This window comes from Streptomyces sp. NPDC048484, from assembly GCF_040651415.1.
Lineage (GTDB): Bacteria > Actinomycetota > Actinomycetes > Streptomycetales > Streptomycetaceae > Streptomyces.
Genome location: NZ_JBEZJY010000017.1, coordinates 131,971 through 149,114, shown reverse-complemented (window position 1 = coordinate 149,114; position 17,144 = coordinate 131,971). Strand labels below are relative to the sequence as shown.

The 17,144-nt window shown below is 70.0% G+C and carries 16 protein-coding genes; 8 read left to right on the top strand and 8 right to left on the bottom strand.

Going from position 1 to position 17,144, the window contains the following annotated elements; genetic code table 11:
- Window positions 1–108: 108 nt before the first annotated feature.
- From glpR to galU, 6 genes are all read right to left on the bottom strand, one after another.
- Window positions 109–1,488: a gephyrin-like molybdotransferase receptor GlpR gene (glpR, locus tag AB0D14_RS19135; protein ID WP_362780359.1), complete on the bottom strand. Its 1,380-nt coding sequence runs from the start codon at window positions 1,486–1,488 to the stop codon at window positions 109–111.
- Window positions 1,489–1,665: 177 nt separating this feature from the next.
- Window positions 1,666–2,295: a GNAT family protein gene (locus AB0D14_RS19130; RefSeq protein WP_362780357.1), complete on the bottom strand. Its 630-nt coding sequence runs from the start codon at window positions 2,293–2,295 to the stop codon at window positions 1,666–1,668.
- A gap of 26 nt (window positions 2,296–2,321) precedes the next feature.
- Window positions 2,322–2,891 (bottom strand): MogA/MoaB family molybdenum cofactor biosynthesis protein, encoded by a 570-nt coding sequence (locus tag AB0D14_RS19125; RefSeq protein ID WP_362780354.1) that lies wholly within the window; start codon window positions 2,889–2,891, stop codon window positions 2,322–2,324.
- On the bottom strand, window positions 2,888–3,367 hold the full coding sequence (gene moaC / locus AB0D14_RS19120; RefSeq protein WP_361051903.1) for a cyclic pyranopterin monophosphate synthase MoaC: 480 nt from the start codon (window positions 3,365–3,367) through the stop codon (window positions 2,888–2,890). The genes AB0D14_RS19125 and moaC overlap by 4 nt, the downstream gene beginning before the upstream one ends.
- A 100-nt stretch (window positions 3,368–3,467) precedes the next feature.
- Entirely contained in the window at window positions 3,468–4,790 is a 1,323-nt protein-coding gene (gene glp / locus AB0D14_RS19115; RefSeq protein WP_362780351.1) for a gephyrin-like molybdotransferase Glp, read from the bottom strand.
- Window positions 4,791–4,794: 4 nt separating this feature from the next.
- Window positions 4,795–5,697 (bottom strand): UTP--glucose-1-phosphate uridylyltransferase GalU, encoded by a 903-nt coding sequence (gene galU / locus AB0D14_RS19110; RefSeq protein WP_362780349.1) that lies wholly within the window; start codon window positions 5,695–5,697, stop codon window positions 4,795–4,797.
- Between the two features lie 95 nt (window positions 5,698–5,792).
- Between galU and AB0D14_RS19105 the strand changes: the two genes are divergently transcribed.
- Window positions 5,793–6,407, top strand: coding sequence for a 5-formyltetrahydrofolate cyclo-ligase (locus AB0D14_RS19105; RefSeq protein ID WP_362780347.1), 615 nt, complete (start codon window positions 5,793–5,795; stop codon window positions 6,405–6,407).
- A 128-nt stretch (window positions 6,408–6,535) separates the two neighbouring features.
- Here the strand turns inward: AB0D14_RS19105 and AB0D14_RS19100 are convergent, their stop codons facing one another.
- The gene (locus AB0D14_RS19100) at window positions 6,536–9,313 is read right to left on the bottom strand and encodes a penicillin acylase family protein (RefSeq protein ID WP_362780345.1); all 2,778 of its coding nucleotides are present in this window, start codon (window positions 9,311–9,313) and stop codon (window positions 6,536–6,538) included.
- Between the two features lie 304 nt (window positions 9,314–9,617).
- On the opposite strand from AB0D14_RS19100, the gene AB0D14_RS19095 reads away from it, so the two are divergent.
- From AB0D14_RS19095 to mscL, 6 genes are all read left to right on the top strand, one after another.
- Complete coding sequence (locus AB0D14_RS19095; protein WP_362780448.1) at window positions 9,618–11,150, top strand: potassium/proton antiporter; 1,533 nt, start codon at window positions 9,618–9,620, stop codon at window positions 11,148–11,150.
- Window positions 11,151–11,449: 299 nt separating this feature from the next.
- Window positions 11,450–12,847, top strand: coding sequence for an MFS transporter (locus AB0D14_RS19090; RefSeq protein WP_362780343.1), 1,398 nt, complete (start codon window positions 11,450–11,452; stop codon window positions 12,845–12,847).
- Between the two features lie 106 nt (window positions 12,848–12,953).
- Window positions 12,954–13,319 (top strand): FmdB family zinc ribbon protein, encoded by a 366-nt coding sequence (locus AB0D14_RS19085; RefSeq protein WP_362780341.1) that lies wholly within the window; start codon window positions 12,954–12,956, stop codon window positions 13,317–13,319.
- A gap of 96 nt (window positions 13,320–13,415) precedes the next feature.
- Window positions 13,416–14,258, top strand: coding sequence for an S-methyl-5'-thioadenosine phosphorylase (locus AB0D14_RS19080; RefSeq protein WP_362780339.1), 843 nt, complete (start codon window positions 13,416–13,418; stop codon window positions 14,256–14,258).
- Window positions 14,259–14,331: 73 nt separating this feature from the next.
- Complete coding sequence (locus AB0D14_RS19075; RefSeq protein WP_362780338.1) at window positions 14,332–14,955, top strand: hypothetical protein; 624 nt, start codon at window positions 14,332–14,334, stop codon at window positions 14,953–14,955.
- A gap of 135 nt (window positions 14,956–15,090) precedes the next feature.
- Entirely contained in the window at window positions 15,091–15,573 is a 483-nt protein-coding gene (gene mscL / locus AB0D14_RS19070) for a large conductance mechanosensitive channel protein MscL (RefSeq protein WP_362780335.1), read from the top strand.
- A gap of 73 nt (window positions 15,574–15,646) precedes the next feature.
- Here the strand turns inward: mscL and AB0D14_RS19065 are convergent, their stop codons facing one another.
- Window positions 15,647–15,823 carry a hypothetical protein gene (locus AB0D14_RS19065; RefSeq protein ID WP_362780333.1) on the bottom strand — a complete coding sequence of 59 codons (177 nt, stop codon included), beginning with the start codon at window positions 15,821–15,823 and terminating at the stop codon, window positions 15,647–15,649.
- Window positions 15,824–15,951: 128 nt separating this feature from the next.
- Here AB0D14_RS19065 and AB0D14_RS19060 point away from each other — a divergent pair, with 128 nt between their 5' ends.
- Complete coding sequence (locus AB0D14_RS19060; RefSeq protein ID WP_362780330.1) at window positions 15,952–16,980, top strand: P1 family peptidase; 1,029 nt, start codon at window positions 15,952–15,954, stop codon at window positions 16,978–16,980.
- The last annotated feature ends 164 nt before the right edge of the window (window positions 16,981–17,144 follow it).

Here is a 17,144-nt window from a genome sequence, read left to right as displayed (position 1 = left end):
GAGTGAAACTCTAGCATCCCGGTCAGGGTGCTCGGAAATCCGTTCCTGGAGGCTCTCCCGCTGGTCAGGGGCAGGGCCTCCGGTGGTCTCCTGAGGTGTCGTCACTCGTCACTCGTTGGCGGCGCGCGGCCGGTCGCCGTCCTCGTACTGGTCGAAGAGGGGTGTGCGGCCCCGTTCGCGTGCGCGGCGGGCCGCGGCCGCTCGCCGGGCGTCCGCTGCGCTGTCCGAGCTGTCGTCCCCGTCGGGCTCGCCCAGCTCGTCCTCCGCCTCGACCGGGTCGGCCTCCTCGGCCGTCGCGCGGTCCGCCTTCGGCTCGACCGCGCTGGACCGGGCCGAGCTCCACGCGTCGGGTGCGCCCAGGTCGACGTCGGACGTCGCGCGCGGAGCGACCGGCGCCGTCACATACGTCGGCAGAGGCACCGGAACGGGATCCCAGCTCTCGCCTCGGGCGGGCCCGTGCCGGCGCTCGCGCTGCTGGTCGACCCACTCCGCGTGGTCGGTCTGCTCGACGAGGGCACGGCGGCCGGCGGCGAGCGCGGACATACCGGGGTCGGTATCGGACTCGGGTCCGTCCTCCGGCCCGTCGGCGGCGCCCGGGTCGGTCGGGGGCCGCCGACGCGGCTGCCGCTCCCGCAGCCGCTGCGCCGCGACCTCGGCTCGCCTGCGGTCCATCACATACGTGAAGCGCCGGCGCTCCTGGGAGCGCAGGTACGCGATGTAGATGCTCAGCATCACCGCGGGCACCCCGGGCGCCCACAGGAACGCGAGCCCGCCGACGGCCGCCACGATCGCACCGAGCGAGAAGGCGAAGAAGAGGACCACGGTCGTACGCCGTCGGCGCGCGAGCACCTTAGAGCGCCGGGCGCGAGCCGCGGCCTCCGCCGCGGCGGCCCGTCGCGCGGGAGACGACGCCGACGCCCCGTTCGACAAAGGCTTACCGCCCTGCTGGGGCACGGGTCGGCCGCCCACCGCCCGGCCCTGCGCCTGGCCCTGCTTCGGCGCCGGGTGGGACTGGGCGTGCGCCTGGGCGTGGGCCTGGGAGCCGGGTTTCGGCGCCGTCGCGGACGCCTGCCGCGACGCCTGTTTCGGCGCCGGCCTGGAAGCCTGCTGCGCCTGCGCCTGCGCATCGGACCGCGCGCCGTCCCGGGTGTCGCGGGTGTCGCGGGCATCCCGGGTGTCGCGGGCGTCGTCGACGTCCGCACGTACTTCACGGCGCGTCGGAGGCATGGCGAAGGCCCGGACGTCCACCGAGTCGGTGACGCCGTCCGGGTCGGCGCGTTGCTCCCCCTCGTCGGTGGAGCGCGCCCGCAGGTCCTTGGCGTACCGGCGCTCCATGCCCGCCCGTCCGGACAGAAGCCGGATGGCGGTGCTGAAGCGTTCCGTCGGACGGGCCTCGTTCAGCTCGTCCTGCCTACGGAGCCACATCGGCACCAAGTAGGCGGCCCAGGCCCCGACAATGACTGCGTAGATGAGGCCGCTGCTGCTCACGCCTCACACGGTAGAGGGGTTTGCATGAGGCCATCTGCCAATTGAGCCGGTGTGTCGCACGATCTGGCTGATATTTCGAGCTTTTTTTGTGACCGATGCGATCAGCAGGCCGCCGAGAGGGCGAAATTATCGTCCGAGGATGGTCGATCCCCGATCATTTTCGAACACCTATTTCATTTATGCCGTGTTGCGGGGCGTGTCCCGTGGTGAGTTTTCGGACGCGTTCCTGGAGCGTGTCCGCCGCCAGCGGTTCAGCAGTCCTTCGGGAATCTCCTCGGCTGTGAGCGCGAAGACGAGGTGGTCACGCCAGGCCCCGTCGATGTGGAGATACCGTGGACGAACGCCTTCGTCACGGAATCCGAGTTTCTCGACGACCCGCCGGCTCGGCCCGTTCTCGGGCCGAATGCAGACCTCGATGCGGTGCAGACCAACGGTTCGGAAGCAGTGGTCGGACGCGAGTGCCACGGCCGTCGGCATCACCCCGCGTCCGGCGACCGCCTCGTCCACCCAGTAGCCGACATGGCCCGAACACATGGAACCCCAGGTGATTCCGGCGACTGTCAGCTGCCCGACGAGCCGTCCCTGGTACTCGATGACGAACGGCAGCATCCGTCCCGAGTTCGCCTCGGCGCGCAGATGCCGGACCATTTGCCGGTACGTCGGCCGGTGGATGATCGGCCCGCTGGGCGTGGGCGGCGGGATGGTCGCCTCCCAGGGGCGCAGCCAGTCCCGGTTGCGCCGGTTGACGTCACGCCAGGCTCGCTGGTCGCGCAGCTTTATGGGCCTGAGGACCACATCGCCGTCCACCAGCTCGACCGGCCAGGATGGGCTGTTCAGCTCGCACCCCCACGGCCGCCGGGTCTGGGGTGGTCGCCGCCGCGGATCTGGTCGACGGCATGCGTCAGGAGGGGTTCGAGGACGGCCAGTCCGTCCCTGACCCCGCCGGTGGAGCCCGGCAGATTCACGATCAGTGTCCCTCGCACGACTCCGGCGAGACCCCGGGAGAGTGCCGCCGTGGGCACCTTTTCCCTTCCGAACGCTCTGATGGCCTCGGGAATGCCCGGCACCTCGTACTCGATCACCTTCCGCGTGGCCTCCGGGGTGCGGTCGGTGGGCGAGATGCCCGTGCCGCCTGTGGTCACGACGACGTCGTAGCCGGCCCGGGATGCCGCCCGCAGAGCGTTCTCGACGGGGTCCCCGTCGGGAACCACCCAGGGGCCGTCGACGACGAAGCCGAACGTCGCGAGTCCCTCCGCGATCAGGGGCCCGCCCCTGTCCTCGTAGACACCTGCCGCCGCGCGGTTCGAGGCCGTCACCACAAGAGCGCTGTACGGAGCGGCCAGCGCGCCGCCGAAGGGCGGCTCGGCCGGTGCCGATGGCGGCGTTGGCGGCGGCGCCGTCATGTCCGGCTCCAGTCGCCCGACTTGCCGCCTGTCTTCTCCTCCACGCGCACGTCCGTGATGACCGCCCCCTTGTCGACCGCCTTGACCATGTCGATCACGGTGAGAGCCGCCACGCTGACCGCGGTGAGGGCCTCCATCTCGACGCCCGTGCGGTCGGTGGTCCTGACGGTGGCCAGGATCTCGACGGCGTCGTCCGCGACCGACAGGTCAAGCTTGACACCCGACACCGACAACGGGTGACAGAGCGGGATCAGGTCCGGTGTGCGCTTGGCGCCCATGATGCCCGCGATGCGCGCGGTGGCGAGAGCGTCGCCCTTGGGCACTCCCTCGCCGCGCAGCAGCTCGATCACGCGCGGCGAGACCAGGACGCGGCCGCTCGCGCGGGCGGTACGTGCCGTCACGTCCTTCTCGGACACGTCGACCATGCGGGCGGCACCCGCCTCGTCGATGTGGGTCAGTCTGTCCTGCGTACTCATGCTGTGGCGGCGCTCCCGGTCGTGCCTGTGGTGCGCGACACGGTACCCCCTAGGGGGCTTCTGATGGATCCCGCGGAGATCCATCAGAAACCCCGAACCCCTAGCCGAGGAGAACCACGTCGACCTCGGTGCCGGGTTCCACGGACTCGTCGGACTCCGGGACCACGATCAGCGCGTCGGCTTGCGCGAGGGCGGCGATCAGGTGGGATCCGGCGCCGCCGACGGGGGTCACTTCCCCGTCCGCGTACCGTCCGCGGAGAAACTGCCGGCGTCCGGCGGGTGAGGTGAGCGCCTTCTTCGTACGGAGCGTCGCCCTGACGGTGGGCCGGTGGATGTCGTCCAGGCCCGCCAGGGTGCGGATCGCCGGGCGCACGAACAGCTCGAAGGACACGTACGAGGAGACCGGGTTGCCCGGCAGCGCGAGCAGAGGGGTGTGCTCGGGGCCGATGGAGCCGAAGCCCTGGGGCTTGCCGGGCTGCATGGCGATCTTGCGGAAGTCGATGCCGCTGCCCTCCTCGTCCTCGTCGCCGACCGAGGAGAGCGCCTCCTTGACGACGTCGTACGCGCCGACGCTGACGCCGCCCGTGGTGACCACGAGGTCGGCGCGGATGAGCTGGTCCTCGATGGTGGCGCGGAGCGTCTCGGCGTCATCGGCGACCGCGCCCACCCGGTAGGAGATCGCTCCGGCGTCCCGGGCCGCGGCGCACAGCGCGAAGCTGTTGGAGTCGTAGATCTGGCCCGTCTCCAACTCGCTGTCGGGCTGGACGAGTTCGCTGCCGGTGGACATGACCACCACGCGTGGACGCGGCCGTACGCGGACGGTCCCCCGTCCGATCGCGGCGAGCAGGCCGATCTGCGGGGGGCCGAGGACGGTGCCCGCGGACAGGGCGCGGTCGCCGACCTGCACGTCGCTGCCCTTCGCGCGCACATGCGCGCGTGCCTGCGCCGGGCGGTGGACGTGCACCTGCCCCGAGGCGCCCTCGGGTGACGTGCTGCGGGCGCGCATCCCGGAGACGGGGCCCTCGCCGAGCCCTCCGTCGGTCCACTCCACGGGGACGACGGCCTCGGCGCCGGGCGGCAGCGGGGCGCCCGTCATGATGCGGGCGGCCTGGCCGGGGCCCACATGGAGAAGCTCGGCCTGGCCCGCCGCCACATCGCCGACGACGGTGAGGACCGCCGGGTACTCCTCGCTCGCGCCCGCGACGTCGGCGACCCTGACCGCGTACCCGTCCATCGAGCTGTTGTCGAACGGCGGCAGGGACATCGGCACCGTGACGTCCTCGACCAGGACGCAGCCCTGGGCGTCGAGGAGCTGCAACTCGATGGGTTCCAGGGGCCGCACGGTCGCGAGGATGTCCTCAAGGTGCTCGGACACCGACCAGAGGTGGTCCTGGCCGGTGACACGGGTCGCGGCGCTGCTCAAGTTGCTACATCTCCTTGGTGACGTAACTGTGAAGCCAGGTCCGGAAGTCCGGGCCCAGGTCTTCACGTTCGCACGCGAGCCGGACAATGGCACGCAGGTAGTCCCCGCGGTCCCCGGTGTCATAGCGGCGGCCCTTGAAGACGACGCCGTGCACGGGGCCGCCGACCTTCTCGTCGTCCGCGAGCTGCTGGAGGGCGTCGGTGAGCTGGATCTCACCGCCGCGGCCGGGCTCGGTCCTGCGGAGTATGTCGAAGACGTGCGGGTCCAGGACGTACCGGCCGATGATCGCGTAGTTGCTGGGGGCGTCCGCCAGGTCGGGCTTCTCGACGAGGCCCGTCACCTTGACGACGTCGTCGTCCTCGGTGGCCTCGACGGCCGCGCATCCGTAGAGGTGGATCTGCTCGGGCTCGACCTCCATGAGCGCGACGACGCTGCCGCCGTGCTGCTCCTGGACGTCGACCATGCGCTTGAGCAGCGGGTCGCGCGGGTCGATCAGGTCGTCGCCGAGGAGCACGGCGAAGGGCTCGTGGCCGACGTGCGGGGCGGCGCACAGCACGGCGTGGCCGAGGCCCTTGGGGTCGCCCTGGCGGACGTAGTGCATGGTGGCGAGGTCGCTTGACTCCTGCACCTTCGCGAGCCGGCCCGCGTCGCCCTTCTTCTGAAGGGCCGATTCCAGCTCGTAGTTGCGGTCGAAGTGGTCCTCAAGAGGGCGCTTGTTGCGGCCCGTGATCATGAGGACGTCGTCGAGGCCCGCGGACGCGGCCTCCTCGACCACGTACTGGATCGCAGGCTTGTCCACGACCGGCAGCATCTCTTTGGGGGTGGCCTTGGTGGCCGGCAGGAACCGGGTGCCGAGACCTGCTGCCGGGATGACAGCCTTGCTGATCCTTGGGTGCGACTGAGTCATGCCTGACACCATATCCGGTGCCTTTGCAGGGGAATCTGTGACTCAGGTTAATTCGCTCTCATATGAGCACATTGTGAAAGGGACGAAACAAGTCTATGAGTGGCCTGGGACCCGAAGAGGAGTCTGGCAAGCGGTTGTTGCGGCGAGAGCTCCTCGCGGTGAGGGGCCGGTTGACGGCAGATGACGTGCGGGAGACGGCAGCCGCACTCGCCGCCCGCGCCCTGGAACTGCCCGAACTGGCGCAGGCGCGCACGGTGGCGGCCTATGTCTCCGTGGGGAGCGAACCGGGCACCCGTGCGCTCCTCGACGCACTCCACGCGCGCGGAGTGCACGTCCTGCTCCCGGCGCTCCTCGCGGACAACGACCTCGACTGGGGCACCTACGACGGCCGGGACTCGCTCGTCCGCGTCCGACACGGGGGCAGGATGGCCCTTCTGGAGCCCGCGGGCGAGCACTTGGGCCCGTCGGCCGTGCTCACGGCCGACGCCGTGCTGCTGCCGGGCCTGGCCGTGGACGGGCGCGGAATGCGGCTCGGTCGCGGCGGCGGATCGTACGACCGGGTGCTCGCGCGCCTGGAGCGGGCGGCCGCGGATCCGGCCCTGGTCGTGCTGCTGTACGACTCCGAAGTCGTCACCCGCGTCCCCGAGGAGCCGCACGACCGGCCCGTGCACGCGGCGGTGACTCCTTCGGCGGTACGCCGCTTCCGCTGACCCCCTCGGGTCTCTCCGGTCTCTCCGTAGGCGCCCGCTATGAGGCCGCTCATGAGAAACGGTCCTCCACGCGTGCGTGGAGGACCGTTTCTCATGTGTTCTCACGTGTTCTCACGTGATGGTGATTTTCATGGCTTCAGTACGAGCGTGTCCGACGTGGCCTTGTCGACCGCCCGGTCCGAGGAGGCCCATGGCAGCAGTTCGCCCTTGACCCACTTGCTCGTCTGGTCGATGTAGTGGGCGCTGTACGCGTGGCCGGAGGCTCCGGTGAGGTTGATCCACTTGGACTTGTCGAAGTCGTCGAGGTTCACCACCATGCGCATCGACGGCACCCAGACCACCGAGTAACCGCCCGCCGCGTTCCATCCGGTGGCGTTCACCGCCGCCTCGCCGCCGCCCATGTTGTACGGGCCGCGGTTGAGCATGTACTGCAGGAACCCGGGACCCTCGATGCCCAGGGTCTGGTTCTTCAGGTACAGCCGGTGCAGCCGGCCCCAGTTCCAGGTGTCGATGTCCTTGCCGAGCTTGGCGGTCAGCTCCCAACGGGCGTCCGAGAGGGCCCGCTGGAAGAGCTCGTCACGGCTGTCGACGGCGTCGTCGGTGCGCGTCCTGGGCGCCGACCACCAGTCGTTGTCCTCGTCGTCGAGGATCTTGCGGACGACCTCGAACCAGCGGTCGCCGCCGTCCGGCTGCGCGCTGTCCGCGTCGCGCTGGCCACACTCGCGCACCTTGTCGTCGTCCACGTCCACCGGACCGGTGGAGTCGGCCGGTTCGACGGACAGGCACTGGCCCTTGACCCGCAGCTCCTTGGGCAGCTTGTTGCCGAAGGCGAGCTTGAGGATGTTGCGCCAGGTCGCGTTGAAGTACGCGGCCGCCGCCGAGTCGGCGTCCTGGGTGTAGTTCCAGCCCTCCAGGAGCTTCTGCGCCTCACGGACGTCCTTGTCGGCCACGTCGATCTTGAGCAGCTTGGGCACCAGCAGCTTGGCGATCTCGCTGCTGTTGTCGAGCTGCATCTGACGCATGTCGTCCGTCGAGACCTTGCCGCCGTTCTTGGTCTTCGACGCGATGAGGTCGGCGATCCGCTGGCTGCGGGTGCCGTAGCCCCAGTCCGTGGTGAGCGTGTACGGGTAGTCGTCCTTGTCGACCACGGCCTGGTTGGCGGTCACGATGTAGCCGCGTTCCGGGTTGTACTCGTACGGCAGCTCGGCCTGGTCGATGTAGCCGGTCCAGCGGTACTTGGAGTCCCAGCCGGGCGACGGGAGCGAGCCGTCGCCCTCGCCGCGGGTGGGGATTCTGCCGGGCATCTGGTAGCCGATGTTGTTCTCGCGGTCCGCGTAGACCAGGTTCTGCGAGGGGACGTCGAAGAGGGTGGCGGCCTTGCGGAAGGCCGTCCAGTCGGTGGCCCTGTTCATCGCGAAGACGGCGTCCATCGAGGTGCCCGGGTCCAGGGCGGTCCACCGCAGGGCGATGCCGTAGCCGTCACCGCGGTCGGGGGCCGCGTTGTCGACGCCGGCCTTCTTGCCGACCTTCACGAGTTCGTCGTCGCGGTCGGACAGCAGCGGTCCGTTGTTGGTCTCCCGGACGACGATGGTCTTGCTCGCGCCGCCCGCGACGTCGATCTTCTCCCTGCGGGTGGTGAAGGGGAGCACCTTGTCGTCGTACTCGTAGCCTTCCCCGCTGAGCTTCTCCAGGTAGAGGTCGGTGACGTCGGCACCGGAGTTGGTCATGCCCCAGGAGATCTCCTGGTTGTGGCCGATGACCACACCGGGCATGCCCGCGAAGGTGTACCCGGAGACGTCGTACTGGCACTTCTCGGAGACGCTCTTGCAGTGCAGGCCCATCTGGTACCAGACCGACGGCAGCGAGGGCGACAGGTGCGGGTCGTTGGCCAGCAGCGGTTTGCCGCTGATGGTGTGGTCGCCGCCGACGACCCAGGAGTTGGACCCGATGCCGTTGCCGTTCACGCCGACGGCCTCGGGGACGTCGTCCAGCAGGTTGTAGAGGCCCGACAGCTGGCTCTGCAGCCCCGAGGGGGCCGAGGCGGAGGTGCCGTTCGCCACCCCGGTGCCGGTGCCGGCAGAGGACTGCGTACCGCCGGTACCGCTGTCGCTGTCGCCGTCCTGTTCGTACTCCCCGGCGACGCTGTCGTACTGGCCCTCCTGCACGATCGGCTTGTTCCGGTCGTACGGGTACTCCGGGTACAGCTCGGCGATCTGCTTCGGGCCGAGACGGCTGGTCATCAGGGAGCGGTCGATCTCGTCCTGCATGTTGCCGCGCAGGTCCCAGGCCATCGCCTTGAGCCAGGCCACGGAGTCGACCGGGGTCCACTTCTTGGGCGCGTAGTCGTTGGAGAAGCCGAGGGCCGCGTACTCCAGGGAGATGTCGGCGCCGTCCTTGCCCTTCAGGTAGGCGTTGACCCCCTTGGCGTACGCCTGGAGATACTTCTTCGTCGCGGCGGACAGCTTGGTCTTGTACTCCTTCTCCGCCACCCGCTCCCAGCCGAGCGTGCGCAGGAACTCGTCGCTGTCGACCTGGCTCTCGCCGAACATCTCGGAGAGCCTGCCCCCCGTCATGTGGCGGCGGACGTCCATCTCGTAGAACCGGTCCTGCGCCTGGACGTAGCCCTGCGCCATGAACAGGTCCTCGTCGGTCGAGGCGTAGACCTGCGGGATCCCGTAACCGTCCCGTTTGACGTCCACGGGGCCCGACAGACCGTCGAGGGTGATGGAACCCTTGCTCTGCGGGAAGGAGGCACGGACCGTGCTGATGCTCCAGAACGCGCCGTAGGCGACGCCGCCGATGATGGCCAGAACCAGGATGATCAGGACCAGACGGGCTCGGCGCCCCTTCTTCCTGCCGGACTTGCCGGGCTTTTGGCCGGAAGATGCGGTGGTGTTGGGGGGCATCGCTGTCCTTGCTGTCCTCACGCGAGCGGCAGACGGGCTTGTCCATTTGACTGAACGCTGGAGCAACCATAGGCGCAGGGCCAACCCGGACTTGACGCGGTGTCGGGTACCCGGGCGGACAGAAGTTCGATCTTGCCCTGGCAAGCGTCAAGAAAGTGTCAAGAGTTAGGTAAGGTAACGAAGTAGTTGAACCACCGAAGTAGTTGAAAACGGTCACAGTCCCGCTTCCATGGGGACCGGACCGGCCTCACGACCTACAGGCACCAGTGATCCGACTGGTCAAACTGATCTACTCGGAACAGCGATCGGAACAGCGAGAAGGGAACAGCTGCTGACTGTCCACCACCTCAACCAGCTCTTGCTCGTCTGCTCGCTCGTTCTGCTCGTCGCGGTGGCAGCGGTTCGGATCTCCTCGCGCAGCGGGCTCCCCAGCCTGCTCGTCTACCTGGGCATCGGCATCGCCATGGGCCAGGACGGCATCGGCGACGTCCACTTCGACAACGCCGAACTGACCCAGGTCATCGGATACGCGGCCCTGGTCGTGATCCTCGCCGAGGGCGGTCTGGGCACGAAGTGGAAGGAGGTCAAGCCGGGGCTCCCGGCGGCCTCCTCACTGGCCCTCGTCGGCGTCTCGGTGAGCGTCGGCATCACGGCGACGGCGGCCCACTACCTGATCGGGCTGGAGTGGCGGCAGGCGCTGATCGTCGGCGCGGTGGTGTCCTCCACGGACGCGGCGGCCGTCTTCTCGGTGCTCCGGAAGGTGCCTCTCCCCTCGCGCGTGACGGGCATCCTGGAGGCCGAGTCAGGATTCAACGACGCCCCGGTCGTCATCCTCGTCGTCGCGTTCTCCACGGCGGGACCGGTGGATCACTGGTACCACCTGCTCGGCGAGATAGCGCTGGAGCTGACCATCGGAGCGGCCATCGGGCTCGCGGTGGGCTTCCTGGGGGCGTACGGGCTGCGGCATGTGGCGCTGCCCGCCTCCGGTCTCTACCCGATCGCGGTGATGGCCATCGCGGTCACGGCGTACGCGGCCGGGGCGCTCGCTCATGGCAGCGGCTTCCTCGCCGTGTATCTGGCATCGATGGTGCTGGGCAACGCGAAGCTCCCGCACTGGCCCGCCACCCGCGGCTTCGCCGACGGACTCGGCTGGATCGCCCAGATCGGCATGTTCGTGCTGCTCGGCCTGCTCGTCACACCGCACGACATGGGCGACGACATCTGGCCGGCGCTCGTCATCGGCCTGGTGCTGACCATGGTGGCGCGGCCGCTGAGTGTCGTGCTGGCCCTGCTGCCGTTCCGCATGCGCTGGCAGGAACAGGCCCTGATGTCCTGGGCCGGACTGCGCGGCGCCGTGCCCATCATCCTGGCCACGATCCCGATGGTGAGCGGCATCGAGGAAAGCCGTCGCATCTTCAACATCGTCTTCGTCCTGGTCGTCGTCTACACCCTCGTCCAGGGCCCGACGCTCCCCTGGCTGGCCCGGAAACTGGGCCTGTCCAAGTCCTCGGAGACCGCCGACCTGGGGATCGAGTCGGCGCCACTGGAGCGGCTGCGCGGGCACCTGCTGTCCGTCGCGATCCCGGAGGGGTCCAAGATGCACGGCGTCGAGGTCGCCGAGCTGCGGCTGCCTGCGGGCGCCGCGGTCACGCTGGTCGTACGCGGCGGAGAATCGTTCGTTCCGCTCCCCTCGACCGTGCTGCGGCGCGGGGACGAACTGCTCGTCGTGGCGACGGACCCGGTCCGGGACGCCGCCGAGCGACGGCTGCGCGCGGTCGGCCAGGGCGGCAAGCTGGCGGGCTGGCTGGGGACGGGCGGGAACGACACCGAGGATTGAGGATTGAGGAGCATCGAGGCGGAGGGCGCCGTAGAGGACGACGCGGCAAGCAAACCCAGGCCCGGGGCGAGAGAGTGCTGGTTTTCACAGGTGGACCGTCATTCGCCCCTGTATCATCAAGGCACACCTGATCGAACCAACTCTGCCTGACGCAGTGCTGGCGCGACCGTATGGCGGCCGCGGTGCCCCTCGCAGAGGGCGGCCCGGTATCTACCGCAGTTCCGCGCAAGAGGACAGCTCTCGGCGCCCCGCGCCCCATGAACGGGGCCGCGCTACCAGGTGGCAGAAAGGCACGGGCCGTGGCATCCACGGTCACCTCGGAGACCACCGGAACCCCGGTCTCCCCCCGCCCGGGATACGGACAGCTGCTGCGTACGCGCGGCGCCTGGACGTTCCTGCTCCCCGGCTTCGCCGCACGCCAGCCGTTCGCGATGCTGACCATCTCCATCGTGCTGCTCGTGCAGCACACCACCGGCTCGTACGGGGCCGCCGGCGCCGTCGCCGCCGCGACCGGTGTCTCCATGGCACTGTTCGCGCCGTTCACCGGCCGCCTCGCCGACCGGCACGGCCAGCGGGCGGTGCTGCTTCCCGGCGTCGTCGTCCACGCGCTGGCGGGCCTCTCCCTGACCGCGCTGGCGCTCGCGGACGCTCCCCTGTGGGCACTGTTCGCGGCCGCCGTGCCGACCGGCGCCTCGGTGCCGCAGGTCGGGCCCATGGTGCGCGCCCGCTGGGGCGTCAAGCTGCAGGGCTCACCCCTCATGACGACCGCGGCGGCCTTCGAGTCCGTCACGGACGAGCTGACCTTCGTGTTCGGCCCCCTTCTGGCGACCGCCCTGTGCACCGCCGTGAACCCGGCCGCGGGCCTGCTCACGGAGGCCGCGCTCAGCCTGGTCGGCGGTCTGCTGTTCGCCGCCCAGCGCGGCACCCAGCCGTCCGTCGGTGTGGGTCCTGGGGCCGGGGCTGGGGCCGGTACGGGTTCCGGTTCCGGTGCGGGTCGCGGTGCCGGTGCTGGTCGTGGCGCCTACGGGCACGCGCGCGTGACGCACGCTTCCGCGCTGTCGGTCCCGGGAGTACGCGTTCTGATCGTGGCCTTCCTGGGCATCGGTGCCGTCTTCGGCGGGATGCAGGTCTCGCTCGCCGCATTCAGCGAGTCGATCGGCGAGCCCGGTCTGAACGGTGTCCTGTACGGGACGTTCGCCGCGGGCAACATGCTCTCCGGCGTCGTCTGCGGCGCGATCGCCTGGAAGGTGGCCCCGCCCCGCCGCCTCGTCATCGGGTACGCGGCCCTCGCGCTGACCGCCTCCGGGCTGTGGGCGGCACAGTCGGTGGTCGTCCTCGCCGGGATCGGCCTCCTGGTCGGCATGTGCATCGCACCCACCCTGATCACCGGCTACACGCTCGTCGAGGAGCTGGTGCCGACGGGCGCCCGCACGGAGGCCTTCACCTGGCTGACCGGCGCGGTCGCACTCGGCCAGGCGGCGGCCGTCATGGTCGCCGGACAACTGGAGGACCGGCTCGGGGACGGGGCCGGCTTCCTCGTCCCGATGGGCGGCACACTGCTCGCACTGGCGACCCTGGTGGCCCTGCGCTCGCGGCTGGTGCCGCCGCACGTTCCCAGAGAAATACGTCACTGTGGCTCCGCCGCTGACGCGGCTTCTCCCTTGGGCGCAAAGGCCGTTGCGACGCTCAAACCCTGACCACCACCCGTGACCAGGTGACGTGCGTTACTCCAATCGCTGCCGACACAGGTTAATATGGACGATCGTTAGCACTCACTCAGTGAGAGTGCCAGGAGGAAGACAAGTGCCGACCTACCAGTACCAGTGCACCGAGTGCGGCGAGGGCCTCGAGGCGGTGCAGAAGTTCACCGATGACGCCCTGACCGAGTGCCCCAACTGCAGTGGCCGCCTGAAGAAGGTGTTCTCCGCCGTAGGCATCGTCTTCAAGGGCTCCGGTTTCTACCGCAACGACAGCCGCAGCTCGTCGTCGAGCAGCAGCGCCGCCTCGGCATCGAAGTCCTCGGGCTCGTCGTCCGACTCGAAGCCGGCTTCTTCGTCGGACTCGAAGTCGTCCGCCTCGTCCGGCTCGTCGGACTCGAAGTCATCGTCGTCCTCGGGTTCATCCTCGTCGTCGTCCTCGGGTTCGTCGTCCGGCAGCAACGCCGCCTGACGCTGTCTCGCGCCTTTTCTTACGGAACCCTGTCGCCCCGCCTCTTCGCGGACGGCAGGGTCTTCGGCGTTTCGTGGCCCGGTTAGGGTGCCGTTCATGGCGAACACGGAGAACGTCGAGATCGGCGTCATCGGCGGATCGGGTTTCTACTCGTTCCTCGACGACGTGACCGAGATCCAGGTGGACACCCCCTACGGGCCGCCCAGCGACTCCCTCTACCTCGGCGAGATCGCCGGACGGCGGGTCGCCTTCCTCCCCCGCCACGGCCGCGGCCACCATCTACCGCCGCACCGCATCAACTACCGGGCCAACCTGTGGGCGCTGCGCTCCGTCGGCGTGCGCCAGGTGCTCGGGCCGTGCGCGGTGGGCGGGCTCCGCCCCGAGTACGGGCCGGGGACGCTGCTCGTGCCGGACCAGTTCGTGGACCGTACTCAGTCCCGGGCGCAGTCGTACTTCGACGGGCTGCCGCTGCCCGATGGCAGCACGCCGAACGTGGTGCACGTCTCGCTGGCGGATCCCTACTGCCCCGTCGGGCGCGAGGTCGCGCTCGCGGCGGCGCGCGGGCAGGACTGGGAGCCGGTGGACGGCGGGACGCTGGCCGTGATCGAGGGGCCGCGGTTCTCCACCCGCGCGGAGTCGCTCTGGTACCGGGCGCAGGGCTGGTCCGTGGTGGGCATGACCGGGCATCCCGAGGCGGCGCTCGCCCGTGAACTGGAGCTCTGCTACACGTCGATGACTCTGGTCACCGACCTCGATGCGGGGGCCGGGGCCGGGGAGGGCGTCTCGCACGATGAGGTGCTGCAGGTGTTTGCGGCGAATGTGGGGCGGTTGCGGGGAGTGTTGTTCGACGCGGTGGCTGGGCTGCCGGCGAACGGGACGCGGAATTGTCTTTGTGCTGCGGCGTTGGGCGGGATGGATCCCGGGGTCGAGTTGCCGTAGGGGGCGGTGGAACCGCCCCTTCGGGTGACGGGGTTATCCACAAATGGGCGGTCGTCCACGGGCGCCGACGGGAATGGGCGTGAGGCCGCAGTCTGGGAGCGCGAGCCGATCTTCGACCTCAGACCCCAGACCCAGACCCCAGGCGGTGGTACCCGTGTCGCAGTTGTCATCCTTTCCGCGTCCGTTGGGCACGGACGTTCCCGGCACGTGCGAGGTTCCGCACTTCGATCCCGTGCGGGTGCGGGGAAGGGGGGACCAGGTGCGTCGGCTGGTCCGGCACCGTCGGCGGGCGTTGGCAGCCGGCCTCGCGGTGACCGCGGCGGCACTCGTCGCGGCCGGGCCCGGGGATGGGGATGGGGCGGAGCGGGACACGGGACCGCCTCAGGCCCGTCCGGTGGTCGATTCCGTACGGGAGCGGCGCCCCGTCGAGATGGTGACCGCGCCGGTGCGCATCGCCGACGGCGCGACTGTGCGGCTGCTCAGGCCCGGCGACCGGGTCGACGTGGTCGCGGCCGGGCAGTCGGCGGCCGGTGACGCCCGGGTGGTGGCGCGGGGCGCGCGGGTGACGAAGGTCCCCGAGTCCCCGGACAGCGTGTCCGAGGGCGGCGCGCTCGTCGTCCTGTCCGTGCCACGCGGGACTGCGACCCGGCTGGCCGGGGCAGGCGCGACCTCACGACTGGCGGTGACCTTGTGCTGAGCATGGCCGCGATGGCGGCCGCGCGGCTGTCAAGTCGCTCGTTGGAGGTAGGGAACTGGACAGGGCTGCCGCCCCCTGACGTAGGTTGCGGAGCTGTCCATTCCATGATCTGTGCAACTGAGAAGGGGCTCTTGGGTGAGCGAGAAGAAGAAGGACCCGAGCATCTGGGACGGCTTCAAGGCCTTCCTGCTGCGCGGGAACGTCGTCGACCTGGCTGTCGCGGTGGTCATCGGCGCTGCCTTCACCAACATCGTCAACTCGCTGGTGAAGGGAGTGATCAATCCGCTGGTCGGCGCCTTCGGCACCAAGGACCTCGACAAGTACAGCTCGTGTCTGAAGGACCCCTGCAACTTCGATCAGGCGACGGGCATCGCGAAGAGCGGCATCCCCATCATGTGGGGCACCGTTCTCAGCTCGACCCTGACCTTCTTGATCACCGCAGCCGTCGTCTACTTCCTGATGGTGCTGCCGATGTCCAAGTACCTCGCCCGGCAGGCGGCCCGCCAGAAGGCGAAGGAGAACACGCAAGAGGTGATCGAGGTGACCGAGCTGGCGGTGCTGAAGGAGATCCGCGACGCCCTGGTGGCGCAGCGCGGCTCCGGGCCCAGCGAACGATAGGAGGCACTGCCCGTCGGGCCCGCGGCAACCGCTGTTGCCGGGCCCCGCTGCGAGCGCGGCGGGCGCTGCGGACTCAGAGGTGGTGGGGCGGCTTCTCGTCGAGAAAGCGGGCCAGGTCCGCGGCGCTGTCACCGGTCGGCCGCTCGCCCCATCCGCTATCCGTGTCGTCCGCGGACGGCCGGCTCAGCGGATCGTCGAAGACCAGCGCGGCCTTGGGGTCACGCGGTTCGGGGGTCGGCGCTTCACTCATACCCCCAGGGTACGCGCAGGGGGGCGCATCGCCTCGGGCCCGGCCGCCCAGCGGCGGGACAGGGCGCCCGGGGGTCTCCGGCTTCTCGGATCCCTTCTCCAGGTGATTCGGGGGTCGACACTGGGGCCATGACAGTTGACGCTCTGACCGAGGTGACCGGGCTGCGTGTGGGGCATGCCACGCGGATCGGCGACGGGTGGCTCACCGGCACGACAGTCGTCCTGGCCCCCGAGGGTGGCGCGGTCGCGGCCGTGGACGTGCGCGGTGGCGGGCCCGGCACCAAGGAGACTGACGCGCTCGATCCGCGCAATGTGGTGCAGAAGATCGAGGCACTCGTACTGACCGGCGGCAGCGCGTACGGGCTGGACTCGGCGACCGGTGTGATGGCCTGGCTGGAGGAGCGGGGGCGTGGGGTGCGGGTCGGACCTGATCCGCACCATGTCGTGCCGGTCGTGCCGGCGGCCTGCGTCTTCGATCTGGGACGGGGTGGCGACTTCCGGGCCAGGCCGGACGCGGCGATGGGCCGGGAGGCGGTGGAGGCCGCCGCTGCGAGCGAGTTGGGCGCGCCCGTGCGGGAAGGATGCGTGGGCGCCGGGACCGGGGCGGCCGTCGGAATGATGAAGGGCGGGGTCGGCACGGCGAGTGCCGTTCTCGAATCGGGTGTCACGGTGGCGGCGCTCGTCGTGGCCAACGCGGCGGGCTCGGTGCTGGAGCCGGATAAGGGGGCGCTGTACGGGGAGTTGGTCCAGGGGTGTATGAGCTGGCCGGCCGCGGAGCTTCATGAGGCGGCGCGGGCGCGGCTGGCCGAGGCCGCGGCCAAGAACACGGTTCCGCCGCTCAACACCACGCTGGCGGTTGTCGCCACCGACGCCGACCTGTCGAAGTCACAGGCCCAGAAGCTCGCGGGCACGGCACACGACGGCATCGCGCGAGCCGTCCGGCCGGTACATCTGCTCAACGACGGCGACACGGTGTTCGCACTCTCCACGGGCGCGCGTCCGCTCGCGGCGGAGAACCCCCTCGCGCTGAACGAAATCCTCGCGGCGGGCGCGGATCTGGTGACGCGCGCGATCGTACGGGCGGTGCGCGCCGCCGAGTCGGTGGAGGGGCCGGGCGGAGTGTGGCCGGCGTACAGGGAGTTGTACGGGAGGGCGTAGGTCAGGGCTGGGAAAGGGGACAAGGGGCAGCGGACCGGGGCGACGGGGGCGGGGGGAAGGGGGAGGGGGCCCGGGGCCAGGGACCCCGGGGGGCAGGGCGAGGGGCAGAAGGTAGGCAAGGGGGTTGTGGGGCGGGGGATTGTCCCGACTCTGTCACGTGATGG

Bases quoted from the DNA above. Each gene is read 5' to 3' on its own strand.
- AB0D14_RS19125 (WP_362780354.1), bottom strand. From the start codon at position 2,891: ATGACGGCGCCGCCGCCAACGCCGCCATCGGCACCGGCCGAGCCGCCC.
- moaC (WP_361051903.1), bottom strand. From the start codon at position 3,367: ATGAGTACGCAGGACAGACTGACCCACATCGACGAGGCGGGTGCCGCC.
- galU (WP_362780349.1), bottom strand. From the start codon at position 5,697: ATGACTCAGTCGCACCCAAGGATCAGCAAGGCTGTCATCCCGGCAGCA.
- AB0D14_RS19105 (WP_362780347.1), top strand. From the start codon at position 5,793: ATGAGTGGCCTGGGACCCGAAGAGGAGTCTGGCAAGCGGTTGTTGCGG.
- AB0D14_RS19100 (WP_362780345.1), bottom strand. From the start codon at position 9,313: ATGCCCCCCAACACCACCGCATCTTCCGGCCAAAAGCCCGGCAAGTCC.
- AB0D14_RS19080 (WP_362780339.1), top strand. From the start codon at position 13,416: ATGGCGAACACGGAGAACGTCGAGATCGGCGTCATCGGCGGATCGGGT.
- AB0D14_RS19075 (WP_362780338.1), top strand. From the start codon at position 14,332: ATGGGCGTGAGGCCGCAGTCTGGGAGCGCGAGCCGATCTTCGACCTCA.
- AB0D14_RS19065 (WP_362780333.1), bottom strand. From the start codon at position 15,823: ATGAGTGAAGCGCCGACCCCCGAACCGCGTGACCCCAAGGCCGCGCTG.
- AB0D14_RS19060 (WP_362780330.1), top strand. From the start codon at position 15,952: ATGACAGTTGACGCTCTGACCGAGGTGACCGGGCTGCGTGTGGGGCAT.